The 20,329-nt window shown below is 39.7% G+C and carries 20 protein-coding genes; 9 read left to right on the forward strand and 11 right to left on the reverse strand.

The window, feature by feature from the left end; genetic code table 11:
* The first annotated feature begins 195 nt into the window (after positions 1-195).
* Positions 196-510 (forward strand): DUF3892 domain-containing protein, encoded by a 315-nt coding sequence (locus LS684_RS21800; protein WP_225003147.1) that lies wholly within the window; start codon positions 196-198, stop codon positions 508-510.
* A gap of 105 nt (positions 511-615) precedes the next feature.
* Here LS684_RS21800 and LS684_RS21805 read toward each other — a convergent pair whose 3' ends face one another.
* Entirely contained in the window at positions 616-852 is a 237-nt protein-coding gene (locus LS684_RS21805; RefSeq protein WP_233811886.1) for a hypothetical protein, read from the reverse strand.
* Between the two features lie 289 nt (positions 853-1,141).
* Between LS684_RS21805 and spoIIP the strand changes: the two genes are divergently transcribed.
* Complete coding sequence (spoIIP, locus tag LS684_RS21810; protein ID WP_233811887.1) at positions 1,142-2,305, forward strand: stage II sporulation protein P; 1,164 nt, start codon at positions 1,142-1,144, stop codon at positions 2,303-2,305.
* 250 nt (positions 2,306-2,555) lie between these two features.
* Entirely contained in the window at positions 2,556-3,953 is a 1,398-nt protein-coding gene (locus LS684_RS21815; RefSeq protein ID WP_233811888.1) for a protoporphyrinogen oxidase, read from the forward strand.
* 68 nt (positions 3,954-4,021) lie between these two features.
* On the opposite strand, the gene LS684_RS21820 is transcribed toward LS684_RS21815, so the two are convergent.
* The 7 genes from LS684_RS21820 to LS684_RS21850 all read right to left on the reverse strand — a co-directional run bounded on the left by LS684_RS21820 (position 4,022) and on the right by LS684_RS21850 (position 12,112).
* Positions 4,022-4,942, reverse strand: coding sequence for an NAD-dependent epimerase/dehydratase family protein (locus LS684_RS21820; protein ID WP_233811889.1), 921 nt, complete (start codon positions 4,940-4,942; stop codon positions 4,022-4,024).
* Positions 4,943-4,990: 48 nt separating this feature from the next.
* The gene (locus LS684_RS21825; RefSeq protein ID WP_233812140.1) at positions 4,991-6,259 is read right to left on the reverse strand and encodes a glycosyltransferase family 4 protein; all 1,269 of its coding nucleotides are present in this window, start codon (positions 6,257-6,259) and stop codon (positions 4,991-4,993) included.
* 29 nt (positions 6,260-6,288) lie between these two features.
* Positions 6,289-7,350, reverse strand: a complete 1,062-nt coding sequence (locus LS684_RS21830; protein ID WP_432418841.1) for a phosphotransferase — start codon at positions 7,348-7,350, stop codon at positions 6,289-6,291.
* Positions 7,351-7,357: 7 nt separating this feature from the next.
* On the reverse strand, positions 7,358-8,533 hold the full coding sequence (locus tag LS684_RS21835; RefSeq protein ID WP_233811891.1) for a carboxylate--amine ligase: 1,176 nt from the start codon (positions 8,531-8,533) through the stop codon (positions 7,358-7,360).
* On the reverse strand, positions 8,530-9,870 hold the full coding sequence (locus LS684_RS21840) for a glycosyltransferase family 4 protein (protein WP_233811892.1): 1,341 nt from the start codon (positions 9,868-9,870) through the stop codon (positions 8,530-8,532). The genes LS684_RS21835 and LS684_RS21840 overlap by 4 nt, the downstream gene beginning before the upstream one ends.
* Positions 9,867-10,523, reverse strand: a complete 657-nt coding sequence (locus LS684_RS21845; RefSeq protein ID WP_233811893.1) for a PIG-L deacetylase family protein — start codon at positions 10,521-10,523, stop codon at positions 9,867-9,869. Before LS684_RS21845 ends, LS684_RS21840 begins: the two co-directional genes overlap by 4 nt.
* A gap of 92 nt (positions 10,524-10,615) precedes the next feature.
* Positions 10,616-12,112 (reverse strand): hypothetical protein, encoded by a 1,497-nt coding sequence (locus tag LS684_RS21850; protein ID WP_233811894.1) that lies wholly within the window; start codon positions 12,110-12,112, stop codon positions 10,616-10,618.
* Between the two features lie 163 nt (positions 12,113-12,275).
* Here LS684_RS21850 and LS684_RS21855 point away from each other — a divergent pair, with 163 nt between their 5' ends.
* The 3 genes from LS684_RS21855 to LS684_RS21865 all read left to right on the forward strand — a co-directional run bounded on the left by LS684_RS21855 (position 12,276) and on the right by LS684_RS21865 (position 14,062).
* Entirely contained in the window at positions 12,276-13,397 is a 1,122-nt protein-coding gene (locus tag LS684_RS21855) for a hypothetical protein (RefSeq protein ID WP_233811895.1), read from the forward strand.
* A 112-nt stretch (positions 13,398-13,509) separates the two neighbouring features.
* Positions 13,510-13,716 carry a hypothetical protein gene (locus LS684_RS21860; protein ID WP_225003155.1) on the forward strand — a complete coding sequence of 69 codons (207 nt, stop codon included), beginning with the start codon at positions 13,510-13,512 and terminating at the stop codon, positions 13,714-13,716.
* A gap of 157 nt (positions 13,717-13,873) precedes the next feature.
* Positions 13,874-14,062 carry a hypothetical protein gene (locus tag LS684_RS21865; protein WP_169215781.1) on the forward strand — a complete coding sequence of 63 codons (189 nt, stop codon included), beginning with the start codon at positions 13,874-13,876 and terminating at the stop codon, positions 14,060-14,062.
* A 164-nt stretch (positions 14,063-14,226) separates the two neighbouring features.
* On the opposite strand, the gene LS684_RS21870 is transcribed toward LS684_RS21865, so the two are convergent.
* Positions 14,227-14,721, reverse strand: coding sequence for a serine/threonine-protein kinase (locus tag LS684_RS21870; protein WP_205832422.1), 495 nt, complete (start codon positions 14,719-14,721; stop codon positions 14,227-14,229).
* 627 nt (positions 14,722-15,348) lie between these two features.
* Between LS684_RS21870 and LS684_RS21875 the strand changes: the two genes are divergently transcribed.
* Positions 15,349-15,936: a hypothetical protein gene (locus tag LS684_RS21875; protein ID WP_233811896.1), complete on the forward strand. Its 588-nt coding sequence runs from the start codon at positions 15,349-15,351 to the stop codon at positions 15,934-15,936.
* A 508-nt stretch (positions 15,937-16,444) separates the two neighbouring features.
* Here the strand turns inward: LS684_RS21875 and LS684_RS21880 are convergent.
* Positions 16,445-17,467: an STAS domain-containing protein gene (locus tag LS684_RS21880; protein ID WP_169214821.1), complete on the reverse strand. Its 1,023-nt coding sequence runs from the start codon at positions 17,465-17,467 to the stop codon at positions 16,445-16,447.
* A 315-nt stretch (positions 17,468-17,782) separates the two neighbouring features.
* Positions 17,783-18,544, reverse strand: coding sequence for an SDR family NAD(P)-dependent oxidoreductase (locus tag LS684_RS21885; protein WP_169214822.1), 762 nt, complete (start codon positions 18,542-18,544; stop codon positions 17,783-17,785).
* Positions 18,545-18,636: 92 nt separating this feature from the next.
* On the opposite strand from LS684_RS21885, the gene LS684_RS21890 reads away from it, so the two are divergent.
* Together LS684_RS21890 and LS684_RS21895 are read left to right on the forward strand one after the other, a co-directional pair.
* Positions 18,637-19,050 (forward strand): MerR family transcriptional regulator, encoded by a 414-nt coding sequence (locus tag LS684_RS21890; protein ID WP_169214823.1) that lies wholly within the window; start codon positions 18,637-18,639, stop codon positions 19,048-19,050.
* A 111-nt stretch (positions 19,051-19,161) separates the two neighbouring features.
* Positions 19,162-20,280: a mechanosensitive ion channel family protein gene (locus LS684_RS21895; RefSeq protein ID WP_233811897.1), complete on the forward strand. Its 1,119-nt coding sequence runs from the start codon at positions 19,162-19,164 to the stop codon at positions 20,278-20,280.
* Positions 20,281-20,329: the final 49 nt, after the last annotated feature.

Below are 20,329 nucleotides of genomic sequence, written 5' to 3' on the forward strand. Positions count from 1 at the left end.
GAGAAAAAAGAGGTCCTTTTTAATAAAAGGTACCTCTTTTTCTCATTCGGGCAACTGGTTCATTTAATATGTCAGTGGCAGTTTATTAACTGTTTAAAGAATGATTAGTAAGAGACATATTTTAAAAAATAAAAATGAACCTATAAAACCTAGGCACCCGGCAAATACTAAACGTATGTTCGGGAGGTGAATCCTATGGATGGAAAAAGTTTTGAACAAATTTACGAGGAATATAAGCAACAAGGAAACGTTCAGGTGAAAGTGGAAATGGCACATGAGTCTGAGGCAGGAGCGGAAAAAATTATAGCCGTTCGGAGAAATGCAGACGATGATCTCATCGCTTTCAAGACAGAGAGTGGAAGGGAATTGGATTATATCACCGCACTTAAGGACGCAAAAGAAGGTAAATTGGCTCATGTAGATGTCATTCATCGATACGGAAGAGATGTCCTTCGCAGTGAACCAGACGGTTTGAAAGAAAACAATTTAAGTGAATTGCCATCTTTTTAATGTGAGATTTCAAAAAGTAACAAAATGATGTTTAAGGCATCTTGGTTAAGGAGAGAGTCTAGATAAAAAGGCCATTACAAAAATTGTAATGGCCTCTTTGCATATTCATCTTGAAGGTTCAAGATGAATGATACTTTCTATGGTTGCCGCCAATTGGCTGAGGTTTGTATACTTTTCCACTTTCCTTGATTCAACATAAGTGATTTGAAAGCATTCTGTATCCGACTGGTAGGTAACGGTCATGATTGGTGAGTGATCTTGAGTTGATATCGTATGAACGATCTCACTGTCCTTGAATTCCTTAAGAGTCTTGAGCATGGTTACGATATTTTCTAGTGACATTCAATATGTCTCCCTTCTAATCGCTCGAGGGATTGACTAAATACAGTCTCTTAGACCCAATGAACTTTTATTATAACATAAATATATATGAATAGAAACGTTTGTTCTAATAAAGCGAAAACGGGCTGATAGTCACAGTCGATTAGAAACTCCCCTATCTTATTTTTCACGAGAGGCTGGGTGAGAAGGGGGGGATTTAATAATAGAACCAGTTCCAGAAAAAGTCTTCTACTCTATCAGTCTTCTGCATAAAGTGAACTATTAAATACTTTATATAGGGGTACTGTTGATGCCGTATAAGTCTCGAAACAATAATAGCCTGGTTCCGCTAGTGTTCGTCTCTATGAAAGCCATCATCCGGGTCCTGTTGATTGGGATCATCCTCATGTACTTGACAGTTTGGTTGATATCGTCAACGGCCATAAAACTGAGGGTGGATAGTTTATTGTATTCCTCCTTGTCTGAGCTTGTACCGAAGGAAACATTCCTTATGCTCTTATCACAAGAATTGACGGGGTTACGTGTCGAGAATGAAGAAGCATTAAATAATGATTTTGACTGGTTGGAAAGTGTTACGAATGTGTCACTTCTTGATGCTCGCAGTCTATTTGGCAGAGAAATTCCAGGAATAGAGAATTATCATACTCACATAGCCGTTGCGGGTAAAGGGACAGATATTACCAACCTTCCCAATGAATCACCCGCACCTACCGAAGATCAGCTGAAGGATCAGGAAATTGACCAGAGTCAAATTGATGAGGCGAACCACAACTCGGGAGAAGGAGTTGAGGAAATCGCTGAAAAGTCCGTCTATATCTACCATTCACACAGCTGGGAAGCTTTCAGTCCATTGATTAAAAATAATGATTCCCAAAACCCGGCCAGTACAAATGAGAAGGTTAATGTTATTGCCGTAGGGTCTAAATTAAAGCAGGAGCTCGAAGCTCGGGGGATAGGGGCAGTTCAGGATAAAACGGATATAAATCAGGCACTAAAAGATAAATCTTGGACATACAATGAATCTTATCAATTATCAAGGGGGTTGGTCCAAGAAGCAATCGCTCAAAATGACGACCTGACTTATCTTATCGATATCCACCGGGATTCCATGCCTCGCAGTATCACAACCAAAACCATAAATGGTAAGAATTATGCCCGTTTATTTTTTATCGTGGGGAAAGAAAATAAGAACTTCGAAAAGAACCTAAAAATTGCCAAAGAATTGAATGCTAAATTGGAAGAGAAATATCCAGGAATCAGCCGGGGAGTTTTCGTGAAAACCAGAACAGAAGGAAATGGAATCTATAACCAGGATCTCACGGAACGTGCCATGCTCTTAGAGTTCGGGGGAGTGGAAAACAACCTGGTGGAATTATACAATTCTACTGAAGCATTCGCTGAGGTTTTTGCAGAATATTATAGGAAGGATGCTGTTGAAGTAAATGCTCAATAACGAGTAGACGCTTGACGTGCACTATTTGGTGCACGTCTCATCTTTAAGAAACAGGCTCCTCTTTATGGAAGAATTGAATGCTGAAGTAAAGGACTCGTTTATGACAACGATTGGAATGAAAATTTCAAGAGTATATCCCCATTTGTTTTCCCGGGCTCATTTTTACCAATTCAGACACAGAATCGTTTTTGAATCATTGAAAAACGTGATAACCTGTATACATAAACGCAATTAATGGAGTGGATATCATATGAAGACAGTAGTTGTCGTAGGTGGAGGAATAACAGGTTTAACAGCACTATACCATCTAAAGAAAATGTCCAAAGAGCATGAATCAGACATCGAGCTAATCCTTATTGAGGGTAAACAGCAATTAGGAGGCAAAATCGTCACTGTAAGAGATGAAGAATTCATTATGGAAGCTGGTGCAGACTCCATCGTTGCACGCCATGAAGGTGTCATGCCTCTCATTGAGGAACTGAACCTTCAAGATGAACTCGTCTACAATGAAACGGGAACATCCTACATATTTACCAATGAGAAGCTGCATAAGATTCCTCAGGATACAATTTTTGGAATCCCTATGACTGTGGACTCCCTTAATGAAAGCACCCTGGTCTCAGAAGAAGGGAAGAGAGCCGCACTAAAAGACCTTGATTCGAAGAACGATCACTTCACGAAAGAAGATTCCATCGGTGATTTCCTAGAAGCCTTTCTTGGTAAGGAGATGGTAGAGAAGCAAATTGCTCCAGTGTTATCCGGAGTATATTCCGGCGATTTGTATGGATTGAACATGGCTACTACACTACCGTATTTGCTGGATTATAAAAATGAATACGGCAGTATTATGAAAGGTTTAACTGAAAACAAAACAAAATTCCAAGGTACCTCAAATAAAAAGTTTCTTTCGTTTGAACATGGGTTATCAACGATCATTGATCGTTTAGAAGAAGCTTGTTCTGGTGCGGCAATTTTAAAGGGTGTCAAAGTAAATAAGTTAAAAAAGAAGAATGCTCAATACGAGCTGACACTGAATGACCAATCGAATATTCAAGCGGATTATGTAATATTTGCCACACCTCATGATGTAACCCAAAAGATCCTCGATCACGAGGAGTTGGAACCTGAGTTCAATGAGTTGAAAAACTCTTCCTTAATTTCAATCTACCTCGGGTTTAATATTCCAGACGAAGAGCTTCCTGCTGATGGGACAGGATTTATCGTATCAAATGGTGGAGAAGTGAAATGTGACGCATGTACATGGACAAGCCGGAAATGGAAGCATACGTCTCAAAATCAAAAACTTTTAGTGAGACTTTTTTATAAAAGCACCAATCCTGATTATGACAAGATACAGCTATGTAACGAGGCAGAACTTATAAGTACGGCACTGCTGGATATCAGAAAGAGTATCGGTATAACAGGGGAACCCATTTCTGTAGAAGTGACGAAATGGACGGACTTGATGCCAAATTATCATCTGGAACACAGTCAGTCGGTGAATTCGTTGGAAAACAAGCTCTCAACAGGGTGGCCTGGTGTGAAGATTGCGGGAGCTTCCTACTATGGAGTCGGCATCGGAGCGTGTATTCAAAATGGTCTGAAAACGGCTGATTGGATTATGGACAAATTAAAAGACAAGGCTTAATCAGAAAGGGAAAAGAGTCTGGATAGATCCAGGCTCTCTTCCCTTTTCATGATTGAGCCTGAAAAAGTTCACTCTCTTTTTCTTTCTTTGAAATAGGCCAATGTGTGCTCTAATCCAGAAATCAGGTCATACTTAGGTTCCCAAGAGAGATTTTCAGATGCTTTTGCGTTTGTTAGCTGGCTGTGCATAATATCCCCATTACGTTTTGATACATAGGTAGGTGTTTTAGATAAGTTGAGCAGGTTTGAAAGCAGGGTAAAGAGCAGGTTTACGGATGTTTGGCTGCCAGAACCGATATTAACGACTAGGTTATCAGCGTTTGAAACCGAAAGAAGGTTTGCACGGGCTACGTCTTCTACGTAGACAAAGTCCCTTGTCTGGTTGCCATCTCCGTAAATGACAGGTGTTTTATCACTTAACAGCTGATCAATGAAAATGCTGATCACTCCGCCTTCACCATCAGTTCGCTGTCTCGGCCCATATACATTTGCGTATCGAAGGATCGTATAGGGAATATGATATAACCTGTGAAACAACTTGATATAGGTTTCTGACACCAATTTAGACGTTCCGTAAAAGGAAATGGGGCTAGTAGGACTTTCTTCGTGGATCACTTCATTTGTATATCCGTATACAGCACATGAAGAGGAGAAGATGAATTTTTTTACACCATATTTTATACTGTACTCTAACAATCTCACAGTTCCCAATACATTGATTGCAGCATCTTCTGCTGGGTTTTCCATTGATCTATCTACATTAACCTGAGCAGCCAGGTGCATAACGATGTCTGGTTTTTCTTTTTTGAAAATATGTTCCACTTTATCCGATAATATATCTTTTCGATATAGTTTCACTCCGCTTGGCACGTTCGCCTTACTGCCATTGGATAAATCATCTAGAATAATAGGTGTATGACCCTCAGATAGCAGCAAATCTACCAGGTGTGAACCTATAAATCCTGCTCCGCCAGTGACTAAAATCTTCATATTTGCTCATGGACCAGTATGTTTTCCCTCATGTAGAGTCTCCTTTCTTCATATATAGGTTTGATAGATTCGTTCCATTTTCTTCGTCATGATGTGACTGGACAAGTGTTGACGGGCATAGGATTGAGCGGTGTTGGCAAAGCGTTCACGTTCTTCTTTCTTTGTAATAAAACGTTTGATCGCATGTGCAAGCTGTTCGACATTCCCGGGATCACAAAGGATGCCTGTAATTTCATGCTGAACCATTTCAGGGATCCCACCACACGTGGTGGAAATCACGGCTTGTTGAGAAAACATTGCCTCCATGACGGATAGGGGAAAATTGTCATTAACCGTCGCTAATACATAGATGTCCGACATGGATAGAATGTTTGGTATATCGTTGCGATTTCCCCAAAAGATCACGTTGTCCAATTGTAATTCTTGTGCTTGTTTCACCAGATGATCCATCATGACACCATCCCCGACAATCCACACCTCAACGTTTGTCAGATGTTCACGTAACAAGGATAATGCTTCTAAGAGTAACCCATGCCCTTTACGCGGGGAAAGTCGGGAAACACATGTCAGGATGATGTTTTCGTGATTTTTCTTTGGGAGGGGATCATAGTCGATACCTGTATGAACGGTAATCATCTTTTCATCTGTTGCACCGAATTCCTTAAGGTTAGATCGGAAGGAATCGGCAATCAAAATGATTTTCGTACTTGCTTCAATCCCTATTTTCTCAAGTTGAGTGAAATATGCTTCCTCGAGGGAGCCTTTCTGCATTTTATCGAATTTTAATCTGCTTTTCGTAAAGAATCCGTGAGGCGTAAAGAATAAAGGTTTTTGATACGTTTGGTTTAAGTGACCCAGGATGAAAATGGCAAATAAGTCTTGAGCGTGTATGATGTCATATTGCTGGAGATTTTTTTCTTTCAAAAAGAGTTCGAATACATGTAGAAAACTTAAATTTTTAACGATTTTTTCATTGGTCTTTCCATAACGTTCAGTCATAAAGTTTCGGGCTTCAGAAGCCGCCTGGGGGACCCATTCTTCCAGTTGTTCTGAAGACATGTGGTTGGGTGCCAGGACATCTACACTATGACCGGCCTTTTCAAAACCGTTTTTAATGGAAGTGATGTAATGAGATAAACCGCCTGTATGAGGATATTGAAAAAACGTAACGTATAAGATTTTCAATGGCTTGGAATCATCGCCTTCTGTTTTCTGACCAAATGGTTGAATTGTGAAGGACTCCTCATTGTCTCGTTCCACTTTATAATACTGATCCATGATGGACAAAAGGGAGGGATGAATGTTGAGAGGGGGCATGCTACTCAAGTATTCTCATCCTTTCATTTTTATTTATAAATTCCCAGCTCACTTCCCCATGTTGAAATTTTTTCTAAGTGATAGGGAAGGAGTTCACCTCCACGATTATCGAAAATACGTCTAAGCTGAGTGTGTAATCCCTTTTCAAGAGTGCGTTGCAGATAGGCCATTTTATATAAATGAATGGGCTTGGTGCTGAATTCGATGCCGTATTTTTTCATTTCCTTCGTATAAACATCCACTGTATGGGTGCGAATCTCTTCTGCATTCTTTTGCCAATCTTTCCTGAATCCAAGTAAAATTTCTACCAGAACAATCATATCAAACCAGGTCGGTGAATATTTGGCTGACTCCCAATCGATGAATTGTATCTCCCAAGGCTCATTTTTACTGACATCTTTTGAGCAGATGTTCTGCATATGAAGATCCCCATGAGTAATGGAAGAACCGCTGTCCAATAATTCCGGGAAAAAGTCTGGACCGGTTCTGTACAGAGTTGTTAATGATTTGTAATGTGGCTTGATTATGTCTTTTAATTGCTTATCTTTTTTGGCCCTATCTAGAAACGTCACAGTATTGGTGATGAATTTCTCCCGGTCTTTTTTCATTTTTGGTGAACTGTAGAGGGGAAACCATGATTGGAAGATGTTTTTTTCTTTCTTGAAATTCCCCTCAAAAGTGTGGGCATGAAGTTTTGCAAGGCTAGGGATAATGTAATCAAAATGCTTGGGTGTGAATGTCAGCTGCCCCCGAATTTGACGGACGAACTCCATGAATACCCAAGTATCACTCCCTATTTTCTCCATTAAATATATTTCAGGAAGAAAATCCTTTAATACTGGGTAAGCTTGACTATAAACATTGATTTCGATTTCATTCTTGTATTTGGTAGAATGGTAGATTTTGAAGATGATGGGGTAGATGTCTGTATTCTTCTGTAACTGGATCTGATAAATGCTGCTTCTTTTGGTGGATTTAAGGTTTTGGATTGATCCGGGAAGGATGGTCACTTTATTCCCGAGTGAGGCAGAGAGCTTTTCTTCAATTGCATGTTTTTGGAAGTGGGCATACACTTCTTTTGGTGTGTACAAAACGCAATCACTCCTTTTGTTTTCTTTTAAATGCATTCCATAAGTGAGATGTGGTACTCCTTATAAAGGGCATTGGATCCTTTAAAGCAAAAAGAGCGAAGACCTTTCTCCCTCTTAACCCATTGAAAAAATCTATAAGGTTCATTTCACCGTTCTTCCTTTTTTCAAGAAAGGTAAGGAAGTAACGAACAAGGTAAATCCATTGAACTCCTTCTACCTGCTGCAATTGAGGGGAGGGGTTTTTACCAGTAAGGTACAGATAATACTGATAGGCAAAGTCCACTCCGGAATGCCCTGTCAAACTATGGGTAAGCCAGAAACGTGGATTGATTTCGATGAGCTTATATTGTCCGTCCCGCGGGTCCTTTTTATATTCAATCATACTGACTCCTTTTAGCCCAAGGGTTTTTAATAATGGAACACCTGCTTCTACAAGTTCTGGTATTCGCTTGCTTACGATATGCGCCCCCGTTCCAAACTGAGCCGGGAATTGGTGGTTTTTTTGAAGTGTGAAGAGGGCGAGCAATTCCATCTCTTCATTATAGAATGTGGCTACTTTATAGAAGCATTTGTTATCTCCAGGGATGATTTCCTGAATGATAAGCTCTCCAAATTTCCTGTATATAGGAAAGATTTTCTTTAATTGAATGGCGTCTTGTATATGAATGGCCTTTTTATTTACATGTTTTCTGAATTCGTGCCCGAATACAGGCTTTAGAATACAAGGAAATTCTAATTGACCGATTGCTTCTTCAAGTTGCTCTTCGTTTTCCACAAAAAAGGTTTTAGCTGTCGGTACATGATGTTTCAAGGCTAATTCATAGGTTTTTTTCTTATCTAATAGATCCATAATCAAAGAGTGGTCTGGATATAGAAATAAGTAATACTGTGACAATTGATCTCTGAATTTAGAGATAAAGACCACATAATCATCTGCACCTGCGTATAGAACGGGCTTATCTTCAAGTTGCATCGCTACATCTTTTAGAAAGGAGAGCAGCTCAGTTTCTTGGGTTAAGGGGCTTGGACATACCCCACAGGTGGCAAGTCTTGATTTTCCCCTTGAATGGGGGCCGGCAGTATCAAATGCGTAAACATCAATTCCTTTCGTGGAAAGAGCATGGATGATCCCAACCCCATTTGCGCTTAAATCAAGGACAACTGCTGGATTAGATGACTTCATATTTCCCCTCCTGAAACGAATAGACTTTGGTAAGTCTCAACAATCTTCCCAATCATAGCTTCACGAGTGAGATGTTTTCTGGCATATAGAGAAGCGTTGCTGCCCAGTTTCCTCCGTAGCGGCTCATTTGTAATCAAGTGTTTGAGGTGGTTGGCCAACTGACTGACATTTCCAGGTTGTACAATGATGCCTGTATCATTATGATGGATGATTTCCGTGATGCCGCCACAATCGGTTGTAAGTATGGCAGAACCGCTATGCATGGCTTCTATGATTGATATCGGTAAATTGTCATTGATAGTTGGCAGAACAAAAATATCCGTTTTGCTTAAAATAGCAGGGATATCATCTCGTTTACCTAAGAATCGGACGTTTGACAGTCTTAAAGATTGAACTTGAGCTTCGAGTGTTTCCCGCATTTCCCCGTCTCCGACAATTTGGACTTCTATATCATGACTTACAGTCTTTATCCGGGAAAGGGCATTAAATAAATCGGAATGTCCTTTTCTTGGACCAAGTCTGGCAATACATGAAATGACAACCTTTCCTTTTTTCTCGACTCGCGCCATTGATTTAAAATCAATTCCTGTATTAATGGTCGTCATCTTGGCAGGATTCGCACCAAGTGATCTCAATGGATCACGGAAAGAGTCACTCAAAATCACCAGATGGGTTGCATAGTCAATCGCCTTCTTTTCTATTTCTTTGTAGTACACCTCTTCTTCAGACCCTCTTTCAATCCGGTTGAACTTTACACGGCTTAGAGTAAACATGCCGTGGGGGGTAAATAGAAGCGGCTTATTTAGATGTTCGTTAAATCTTCCTAAAATGTTGGCTGTAAATAAATCCTGAGCATGAAGAATGTCGTATTTTTCCAATTTGATTGTTTTCATCATCTGCTCATAAATATAGAGGAGTCGGCAGCTCTGAATGATCTTACTCGTATACGTTCCATACCTATTTTGAAAAAAGTTCTTTAGTTCGGGAACAACAACTTCCCGCAATTTTTCCACTTTGCTTTGAGAAAACTGATTTGGAGAAATGATATCAACTTTATGACCTAAAGCACGCAGACCATCACGCATGCTTGTAATGTAGTTGGATAAACCGCCCGTATGGGGATAGTCCCAAAAAGTTGCAATCAGAATGGAAAGTTTCTTATTGTCTGTTTTTCGCTTCGTTTTTTCAGATTTGCTTTTCTTCTTACGGTCTTTCTTCCTGCGTTTAGACCCCTTGTCGGAGTCCTTTAATTTTGTCGTAAATGTCTTTGCTTTTATCCCGTAATAGTTGTCTAGGGCAGATACTACGTAAGGATAGGGGAAATATAGTTCCTTCATTTCCAGACCCTCCTAATAACTTCAAATGCCTCTGCATAACGGACCCCAACCGTCATGCCCCTTACACTTGCCAAATGTTTGATTCCCTCATAAGACCTTGGGTGAGGGAAGTCCCTCATTTCTACATCATAATGTTTTAAAGAAGCCAGTTTATCATCAATCACTTCTGAAATGTCTACATAATAATTGGGTTTGAATTGTTTGTCATTTGTCTGTGTATTCCATTCGCTGGACGAGACCGTTTCAAAGGTAATCAATTCAATCGGTTGATTGGTCGGTATAGGCCGGACTGCTGTTAAGACGGCTTGAAAGGTGATTTGATGATCACGATTCACATCTCCGTAATGATGGGTAAAAATTTGGGTTGGTCGGTAAATATCAATTAATTTTTCTATTTCTTTTGTGAAAAGATGAAGAGGCATCATTTCCAGTTCAAGATTAGGATGTTCCAGGAAAATGACTTCTTTAATCCCTATTTCTTTATTAGCTTTCCTGGCAAGCTGTTGAATATGATGGGCTTCTTCTTTCCTTCCATTTGCTGTAATGATCGAGACCACTCTATTTCCTTGATCTACTAGTCTTTTTAGTGTTCCTGCCGTACCGAGTAGTTCATCATCCGGATGTGCTGCTATGACCAATACAGTTTCTTTCATTCCCTTCACCCCATTTATATATCTATTACATTACTATATGTATCCTTATATAGAGTCGAAACAGACACTAGCACAGGGCTAAAGTCTGTTTCTTATTTCTTCTTCTTTTTTTGAGAAATGCTGATCCCACCGCTGATGATTTGTAGTCTTACATATCCATCCCCATCGATCCAAATAAAGAAATCAGGTCCTGCAGTCAAAAAAGTTCCTTTTTCATCAAGTAGAATATTTCCTGCAAATACGTTGATTTTGTCACCGAGTGTGAAATATTTATTCAAAATCGCCATCGTATTCACTGATTGGGAAGGAAGCGAGACCGGATGATCATTCCTTTGCTGTTTTCTTTGTTGGAGCTTTCCGCTTTCCAATGTTTTTGGCGGGTTCAACTTTAGGCTATCAGGGCGGTTATCACTAATGGATTTTCCAGCTGCGCTATCAGGTCGTTTCAATTTTAGATTTTTTTCAGCAGATGTGATTGAATGTAAACTAGTAAACCTCTCATTTTTAGGAAGTGTAGTGAAGTCTGTTTTGCTTAAATCCATTTTTTTTGATGACTCCTCTGTCTGGTTGACATCCTGTTTTACCTTTTTTGAGTCTGCATTTGATCGAAGGATGTGGAATTCGAAGCCTGAAGTACCCTTTCTATCGCGATTTACGATTTTTGCAGGTCTCCAATCAGTGCGAAGGAGTTGATATCTCACTTTGTCTGCTGCCAGGTTTGATTCTCGGATGTCAACATCAGTAGATGGCTCAGTTTCTGTTTTGTTCTTCACGCATTCTTTTGACTGGATGTCTTTCTTTCTAAAAGGTGGGTCTGCCTTTTTCTTAAGAGTATCTGCTTGTTTAATGTCATAGCTTTGATTGGACGGTCTGAGTTCATTATCTATTTCACCCGTTTTTTTAGAGTCATCATCAGTTAATGGCGTGCTTTTAAAAGGTGAGCTTGCAGGAAAGTGTGATTCTTTAGGTGATAGATTATGTTTTTTTTGATTCTTATGTTTTCCAATCGTTGGTTCACTGCTATCCAGTGTAAGATGTTTGTCTGAATAGGTATTCTGCTGAATATTTTTTGAACGTTCTGCTTTGAGCGGATTCTCCAGGTCTTCTGCCTTTTGTAAAGGTTGTATGTCAGGCGGCGAGTTCGCTTGATAACTTGATTTGGAAAGAGTTTTGCTGTGATCTATATAGTTGATTCTTTCTGATGAGGATATCCCTCTCGATAGATGGAAAGGAGATTTTCCTGATCGTTTATGCCTTCGTGGCTTAATTCGAGAAAGTATCATGCTCGGCTGCTGTTCTTCTGATTCAAGAGTGAGATCGAATGTAGGTCGGTCGCATACTTCATGATAATCAGTTGATTGGTCAAGACTGCTCATCATATGACTAATGATGTGAGATACTTGTGTTGAATTAACATATGCCGGATGTTGCTGTAATTCTTCATTAGCATTCACGTTTGTTTTTTTGACAGCATGATAGCTCACGAAGATGGATTGATTGTGACAAGGGACCAGAAGATCATCGTAATAAAAGGAGGAAAAAATCCTTGGCAAAATGTATTCATTTATAAAAAGACAACAATTGGGCATGAGCTTCACTCCATGTCTCTGTATCTATTGATAATCTATTCAAAAGCCCTGACAGAGTGATTCAAATTTTGGGGTTATACCACAAAATAGGCTATACATTCCTTTTTCACCTACATATATTGATAATGAATTGTAGACAAATTGTAAAGGAGTGGGAACACATATGGTTGATGAGTTTGAGTATGATGATTTCTCGAAAAGTGACAGCGACCATTACGACGATGATGAGCATTGCGAAGGAGATCCTGATGAGCAAGATGAGCTGTGTATAGGGGACCCTGATGAACAAGAAGAGTTATGCGTAGGAGATCCTCACGAAACGGATGAGTATTGTGAAGGAGACCCCCATGATCATCATGAATGCAAACCTGATCATTGCAAAAAACCGGACTTTGACCGGATTCCATGTCAATCCATTGACGAGGTATTGAATACAATATTCCAGTTGGGTGATCATCTTGAAGTATTAAACGAGGATGAGTTGATTGGCTGTGGAGGAACTTTTGTAGCAGCTTATGACAATATTCTGGTCTGGATGGATCATGAAGCAAATGTCAATTTCACAGATTTATGCGGCCCGATTAGTGTCAGGAAAATCGGTTCCAAACATAAGAGAAAAAAGAAAGAAAATGATAAAAGTAAGAAACATAAAGGAGATCACCATAGGGATAAGAAGAAAGAGAAAAAGTCAGGTTCAAAAGATAAGAAAGAAAAGGGTTCAAGAAAAAAAGAAGGAAGCAAGAAGGAAAGAAAAGATGAACGTAGTGTAAATGAAGAAGTCCTGAACTTCGTAAAACTTGAGAAAGAAGAACATTCTGATGAAAGTGCATCCGTAGTAACACTGGATGTTCATCTAGATTCAGAGGACACTGAATTGCTGGAAAGTGAAGCGGCTACTGAAGAGAACCTCCTTGAAAGTGTTTCAGGAGCTGTGATATCCGAATCAGTTGTGGAGGAACCTTTAGGGGAAATGGACTCAGAGACAGAAAGTGATGAATTATCAACAGAATATGCTGCTGACACAGAGGAAGTTATATACGATGATAGCCTGGATCCAACAATGGAGCAGGATACATGGGAAGATGAGGACGAACGGACTGAAGAGGCTTCTGGTGAAAATGAACTGACAGAGACTTCAAATGAAGATGAACGGACAGAGCTTTCTGAAGACGATACCTTATCTGTTAACAAAGATGAAACCTTGTTCATTCTAGAAGAGGATTCTTTGAAAATGGACTCTGATCTTTCGTCAACGAACTCTATGCCTGATGAGAATAAAGATTAATTACTCTAGTAAATGACCAAATACAAAAATTTTTTTGAAATCTAGTTATCTGCCTTAACGTATTTTTCGGTTCAGCATAAAAATAGAGTAAATACCGAAAGGAGGAAACATTATGTCTCATTTATTCAACGATGGAAGTATGGCAGATTTTCTTAATAAAATTTTATCTCTTGGTGATAAAATCGAAGTCCTATCAGGTGACGAACAAATCGAAGAGGGTTCATTTGTCTATGCAAGTGATAACTTCGTTGTTTGGGCTGACGACGACGGCCATATGAACACTTCCAATTTAAATAATGTAACTGTACGTAAAGTATAGTCAACATTATTTAATAAAAGCAAAAATGACTGGAAGCTCTCCAGTCATTTTTCTTTTCTAAAAAAACGAAATGATAGGTAAAAGCCCTATCAAATTCTGATTTATTTAATATAAATATATAGACTAATGTATCACGGTAAAGAAAGGAGGAGGCATTATGGGTTTTTCAGATAAACTTAATAAAGTACTAAAGCTTGGTGATAAAATCGAAGTTCTATCCGGAGCAGATAAAATAGACTGCGACGGAACATTCATTAAAGCGGAAGATCACTTCTTAGTTTGGTCTAATGGTGATGGGGACGTTTTATTTACGCACTTGGATCAGGTAACGGTGAAAAAAGTTTAATTATGATTGAGGTAGTACTCTTTATGAAAAGTACTACCTTTTTATATGGTCCTAGGCATGTCCAACCAATTTATTGAAAACGTTCTTCCCGGTATGTATGAAAGGAAAGGACGTTTTCTTATTAAGATATTTTTTAGTGGAACGAAATGGTACAGAAACGGAAACTACTTAAGTTTTTTCCAGGCATTATGGAGATCGGGGTCCAGTGTTTTAACATGACCCAGGAACTCGCCGGTTAAACCAAACTTCTTCATCCCTTTTAATAGCTTCGTTGGTACGGGAGAATCCGATGTGAACGCCCTCTTATGATCAATCACTTTGAATTCGCCTTCTTCATTCATTAACATATGACGAACCTCCGTATCCCACCTTGTGAAACCTAATCTCTTAAATTCTCCCAACACAAATAAAATCTTTTTGGTCATGTCCTCATCGATATGGCCTTGTCGTTTCATATGGCGGGCAAGAGATATTCCTTTAACAAATTCCATTACAATGTAATTGTCACCGAACTCGTAAAGGCGGGGCATAATGGGTGAGGCCTGCCCAATTTTCATCGCTTCCAATTCACGTTCGTGTGTTTCTTCTCTAAAAAAGTATTTTAAAACTTTATCTTCAGCAACCTTGTAAATCTCGCCGTCTTTCCCATCCCCGATCATCGCATAAGATGCTAATTCTTTTTTTGAAATTTTCTTCTTTCCTGCGAAAAGATTTTCCACCGGTCTTCACTCCTTAAAACGTAGTTGTTACTTTTTCTATAGTGTATGGAAATAGATATACTTTTGTAACCGAGCCAAATGCTGAAATTACGAAAGAACATAATCGACCGATTAAAGATATTCTACTAATTCAGAAACGGCTTAATGGTTGAATCGATGATCACTTTTTCCAGATTTCATCAGGATGTTCTCTCAAATTCACTGGACAATTGTTTTTTTATGTCACCACAGGATGTTTGTCTATACATATTCCTCTTGTCTTCATAGACTATAGTAATTCTGTTTAGCTATTCTTCATTGTTTAATAGGAATAAACTTGAAATAAGAAGAAGGTGAGAAATATGTCAACTAAAAGAGATCGCAATAAGGCTGATAAGCGAAAGAAATATATGGGGGAAAAAGATAAAAAAAGAAACAAAGAACCTGACGTTCTTCAACAAGAAGTCCAAGCCGTTCATGAAGAATTAGGCTCTTCTCGTATCCAGGGTCCTCAAGGCGAACCGGGACCTCAGGGAGAGCGGGGACTTCAAGGCGAACCCGGACCTCAGGGAGAGCGGGGGCTTCAAGGTGAACCCGGACCTCAGGGAGAGCGGGGACTTCAAGGCGAACCAGGACCTCAGGGAGAGCGGGGACTTCAAGGCGAACCCGGACCTCAGGGAGAGCGGGGGCTTCAAGGTGAACCCGGACCTCAGGGAGAGCGGGGACTTCAAGGTGAACCGGGATCTCAGGGAGAGCGGGGACTTCAAGGCGAACCCGGACCTCAGGGAGAGCGAGGACTTCAAGGCGAACCAGGATCTCAGGGAGAGCGGGGACTTCAAGGCGAACCAGGACCTCAGGGAGAGCGGGGACTTCAAGGCGAACCCGGACCTCAGGGAGAGAGGTGACTTCAAGGCGAACCGGGACCTCAGGGAGAGAGGGGACTTCAAGGCGAACCCGGACCTCAGGGAGAGAGGGGACTTCAAGGCGAACCGGGACCTCAGGGAGAGAGGGGACTTCAAGGCGAACCCGGACCTCTTGGATCATGCAATTGTGGTAGTAGTTATTGTACTATTTACAGAACTGGTGGAGACCTCATTATTCCAGATCAGCCTATCCATTTTAATCATACGGGTATCAGTTCAAAAGGGGACTATATTCACTCAGGAACATCTTTAATAGTAGTTTACGAGGGAGTCTATAAGATAAGTTATAACGTCATATTCACAAGTGGGAAAACAGGGTTCAGTAGAGGAGGGGCTTATGCAATATTCTTGAATGGTTCCATCGTAAATTCCAGCAGGTATGGAAACCAAATGGGGATTTTCACCACAGCTCCAGTGACACTCGACTCTATTTTTCAAGTCAATGGGGAAACAATCATTACGATACCTGCAGGTGGGAAATTAGAACTTAGGAATATTGGTCAGACATCGGATAATCTTATTAGTAATGTAGATAACACGTCCATAAACAGTGCAGGGTTAACCATAGTAAAAATAAACTAGAAATCGTGTACATCCCTTTATCGGATACCTTCAGAGTGTTAGGATGAAACATCGATTTGAAACTGCTTTCTATCATTTTTTAGTAGAAGTGACGTACGATTATATACATACGTCACTTTATTATATTTACGGGAAAGACCGTCTAATAGAAAGATGGAAACTATTTAAATGGTTTGCCATTACCTTTTCTTTTTCATGATTTCTAACCCCTGTTGATCTAATGCATATTTCACACCCTGTTGAAGAATGGAGAAGGAAGGGATCTGATTCATGCGATAACCACTCTTCGTTATTTGAATGCTCAATTCAGATGAGATACCCACCAATAAACAGTTGGTTCCTAAAAGTGTCGCTGCACCTACAAATTTCTCGATAAATGTAAGTGTATAGTCGTCGACACCACTAAGGCTCGTCAAATCGATAATTAAATACTCTGCTTTGTAACGGGGGAGATTAAGGAGTGTTTTATTAAGCAGTTCCTCTGCACGCACTTCATTATAACGTCCCACAAGTGGAACGACCAGAATAGATTCGAGTACAGGAATAATAGGTGAAGAGATCTCTTTGATCATATTTGACAAGACTTCTGTTCGAAGGTTCGTCACGCGCTCCAATTCTTTTTGTGCCGCTTTGGTTTGTTCTTCCAAGAGGGCATTTACATTTAAGGAAGGAGATATATCTGAAGAGAAAAACTCATATACACTGCAGTCATCCCCCTGTATTTGACTCTTCAGAACCCGGTACCAGACGTTTGAGCCAAACAACCCGGTAAACACGCCAGCCCAGTGCCCTGGTAGAAATGTCCCTTCGATTTCTTTCCCTTGGGCACGATTTACTTTGTACTCCCAGCCATTGAAGAATTGAACGACAGCTTTCTTCTCATTGATTGAGTAGGAAAGTATTTCAGTGATTCCCCAACCTGCGGTTACATAAATATTTGGAAGCTTTTCCAATATTTCATGTGTGCTTCCGCTGGAATCTAAATAAAACTCACTCACTATACGACCAGTTCGATAACCAGCCGTTTCAAGTACCAATCGAGCCTCTTTTTCACCTGCGATTTCCTCGATGGAGTCAATCAACGTCTTGAATGCAGTATTTACCCAAAAGAGAACGACTTCATCATTCTCAAACATAATGGAACCTTTGTCCAGGTCCCAATCGAATATAGAGCCATTTACATCAATATCATATTTTGTCATCACTTTACCCCCAACACCATTTTCGTATGTCTATCTCTTTATCCATGAAATAATAATTCAAATAATATTCTATTACCCTTATTCAATAAGATATAAACGAATTATTGTATAAGGTTTTTATTTCACCAAGGTTCTATTTCTCGCACTCCAATGAAGCTCTTGAAAGAGTGGACATCTTGATGTACAGCTGAATAATGTAAAAACCCGAACAATGTTACCTCCTTACAAAGAAGATAAATGAGTTCGGGTTTTTCGACTAATAAACGTTTGTTCCGGCCTCCTATGGTATTCTACCAATTGGTAAGAATGCCGGTACTATTTAGTTGATCGCTTCACATATGGATAAATGGGATCGACCAGATTGAATTCATATGTTTCCCCATTTACAATTCCTACGACTTTGTCACTGTCATACAGTTCAAGCAAGAATTCTGCCATTTCCTTGGCAGTATGATATTGGGGGACAGTGCCGCTATATTCGAAATCAGTCACACCTAACGAACGCTGAGCAAACTCGGTTTCAGTCGCTGCCGGAGCCAATACCTTCGCTTTCATACTGGCTCCTTGTGATTGGAGTTCCTGAGCTAGACCTTCTGTGAACGCACTTACATAGAATTTTGTTCCACAGTAAGTTACAGCATCTGCCACGATGGTATATCCACCTCCTGAGGAAACATTGATGAGCTGAGTGCCAGCCACACTTTTGTATTCACGGACAAACAGGGAAGACAACACGGTCAAGGCTTCGATATTAAGCCTTAACATGCTTTCAATTTTAGAAAGGTTTTGATCCGAAACGGAATCGAAATTACCAAATCCGGCATTATTAATAAACGTTTCAATATCATAGGGCTTTAAACTCTCATAAAAAGAATAGACGTTCTCACTTTTAGATAAATCGCTCGTCATGGTGACAACATCCACTTCAGGATTAATGGTCATTATCTCTTCTTTGAGCTTATTTAATTTGTCTTCTCTCCTGGCGACGGCAATAATATTCTTCCCCCTGGATGCAAATGCAAGGGCTGCTTCATATCCGATTCCAGAGCTTGCTCCTGTTATGACTGTATAGTTCATGTTTTATTCCTCCTGTCTTGTTATGGTACAATTTTATCGTAAGGGTTAGAGTTCACTCTAAGTCAAGTATTTATTCTATGGAGGAATCATACATGTATAGTATCAGCCAAGTGTCGGAAATCCTGGGGATAAATCCTCATACCCTCCGTTACTACGAAAAAGAAGGTATTATCACACCTGACCGCTCTACAGCAGGTGTTAGAAGCTACACAGATTCTCACATCAAGTGGTTGAATTTCGTCATGAAGCTGAGGGAAACAGAGATGCCGATTTCCGATATTAAGAAATATACACAATTTTACTTGGAAGGACCTCATACAACCAAAGAAAGATTAACCTTGTTAGAAGAGCATCAGTTAAAGATACAGAAACAGATTCAATCATTGGTTTCTACAAATGACATGTTGACTTACAAGATCGACACATATAAAGAGCTTATAGGCGTGAAAAAAAGCGAACATAATATACGGGTACTACCAACTACCATTGATCTAGAAAAAAACTGAATGTCAAACGAGCATGAGATCGATAGGGAGGGAACGATCAAATGAGCTCTTTTCTAACCTAGTCTTTTGAAGCAAGTGAAAATGATAATAATAAAGGTGATGGATACAAAGATGAATACTGAACTCGGCAAAGTAACAAATGATTGGTACTTAGCTTTTGAACAGTTCGATTGGATGAATCTCTTAATCTTCCTGATTTACGTTTCACTCATCTTTCTAGTGCGAATGATCATCCTTTCATTTACAAAGAGAATGAAGAACAGTGATAAGAAGTGGCTGTTTCAAATGGATTCCCTCGTCAGGTATCTCTTAAATTGGTTAACGACCTATGGAATATTATTATTTATCTTGTTTTACTTCTCGGATTCCTCTTGGATGTTTCGGGAGATTGTATCTGTTGGCAAGGTAAAAGTGACGTTTTTTCTACTTATCATCGCAATCCTCATTATTTCGATTGCCAACCGATCTTCCAAAATGATTACCAAATACTTACTTCCTGCTATATATCAGCGCTACGACTTAGATCGAGGCGTCCAATTCACTTTTGATAAAATGTTCCACTACAGTATAATGGTTTTAGCCATTTTCATAAGTTTGACAACGGTAGGCATTGACTTAAGTGCATTGACTGTCTTTGCAGGGATAATAGGAGTAGGAATTGGATTCGGTTTACAGAATATCGCATCTAATTTCATTTCTGGAATCATTTTATTATTTGAACGGCCAATTAAAGTTGGAGACCGTGTAATCGTGAATGAGGTGATTGGTGATGTGGAAAAAATCAATATGAGGGCGACGATCATCAAGACGCTGGATAATGAGCATATCATTGTACCCAATTCTTATTTTCTGGAGGAACAGGTAGTGAACCGTTCCTACTCTGATCCAAGACACCGTTTAGTCATCCCTGTGGGCGTGGCATATGGAAGTGATGTGGAGCATGTAAGAAAACTGCTTTTGGAAGTCGCAGAAGCAGAAGAAATTGAATCAGAAACAGTCCTAATAGAACCAAAGCCCTTTGTCAATTTCGTAGGCTTTGGCAGTTCTTCGTTAGATTTCGAATTATTTGTATGGATTACTAATCCAGATAAAGTCATTCCCATCAAGAGCAGTCTGCATTTCCGCATTTATAAAGCCCTAACAGACAACAAGATCGAAATTCCATTTCCACAACAAGATCTACATGTTCGGACGATAGATAAAGAAGCAGCAGAGTTGTTTAAAAAATAATGTTCTTTTTTCCATTGAGCGGATGCTTTTCGGCAGCAAGATCAGAGTT

This window comes from Cytobacillus spongiae, assembly GCF_021390075.1.

What these genes read in the sequence shown, in the direction of transcription:
- LS684_RS21870 (WP_205832422.1), bottom strand. Translation starts at nt 14,721, where the DNA reads ATGATCGGGGATGGGAAAGACGGCGAGATTTACAAGGTTGCTGAAGAT.
- LS684_RS21855 (WP_233811895.1), top strand. Translation starts at nt 12,276, where the DNA reads ATGGTTGATGAGTTTGAGTATGATGATTTCTCGAAAAGTGACAGCGAC.
- spoIIP (WP_233811887.1), top strand. Translation starts at nt 1,142, where the DNA reads ATGCCGTATAAGTCTCGAAACAATAATAGCCTGGTTCCGCTAGTGTTC.
- LS684_RS21885 (WP_169214822.1), bottom strand. Translation starts at nt 18,544, where the DNA reads ATGAACTATACAGTCATAACAGGAGCAAGCTCTGGAATCGGATATGAA.
- LS684_RS21895 (WP_233811897.1), top strand. Translation starts at nt 19,162, where the DNA reads ATGAATACTGAACTCGGCAAAGTAACAAATGATTGGTACTTAGCTTTT.
- LS684_RS21845 (WP_233811893.1), bottom strand. Translation starts at nt 10,523, where the DNA reads ATGAAAGAAACTGTATTGGTCATAGCAGCACATCCGGATGATGAACTA.
- LS684_RS21805 (WP_233811886.1), bottom strand. Translation starts at nt 852, where the DNA reads ATGTCACTAGAAAATATCGTAACCATGCTCAAGACTCTTAAGGAATTC.
- LS684_RS21880 (WP_169214821.1), bottom strand. Translation starts at nt 17,467, where the DNA reads ATGACAAAATATGATATTGATGTAAATGGCTCTATATTCGATTGGGAC.
- LS684_RS21835 (WP_233811891.1), bottom strand. Translation starts at nt 8,533, where the DNA reads ATGAAGTCATCTAATCCAGCAGTTGTCCTTGATTTAAGCGCAAATGGG.
- LS684_RS21825 (WP_233812140.1), bottom strand. Translation starts at nt 6,259, where the DNA reads ATGCCCCCTCTCAACATTCATCCCTCCCTTTTGTCCATCATGGATCAG.
- LS684_RS21800 (WP_225003147.1), top strand. Translation starts at nt 196, where the DNA reads ATGGATGGAAAAAGTTTTGAACAAATTTACGAGGAATATAAGCAACAA.
- LS684_RS21850 (WP_233811894.1), bottom strand. Translation starts at nt 12,112, where the DNA reads ATGCCCAATTGTTGTCTTTTTATAAATGAATACATTTTGCCAAGGATT.
- LS684_RS21865 (WP_169215781.1), top strand. Translation starts at nt 13,874, where the DNA reads ATGGGTTTTTCAGATAAACTTAATAAAGTACTAAAGCTTGGTGATAAA.
- LS684_RS21820 (WP_233811889.1), bottom strand. Translation starts at nt 4,942, where the DNA reads ATGAAGATTTTAGTCACTGGCGGAGCAGGATTTATAGGTTCACACCTG.
- LS684_RS21815 (WP_233811888.1), top strand. Translation starts at nt 2,556, where the DNA reads ATGAAGACAGTAGTTGTCGTAGGTGGAGGAATAACAGGTTTAACAGCA.
- LS684_RS21890 (WP_169214823.1), top strand. Translation starts at nt 18,637, where the DNA reads ATGTATAGTATCAGCCAAGTGTCGGAAATCCTGGGGATAAATCCTCAT.
- LS684_RS21840 (WP_233811892.1), bottom strand. Translation starts at nt 9,870, where the DNA reads ATGAAGGAACTATATTTCCCCTATCCTTACGTAGTATCTGCCCTAGAC.
- LS684_RS21860 (WP_225003155.1), top strand. Translation starts at nt 13,510, where the DNA reads ATGTCTCATTTATTCAACGATGGAAGTATGGCAGATTTTCTTAATAAA.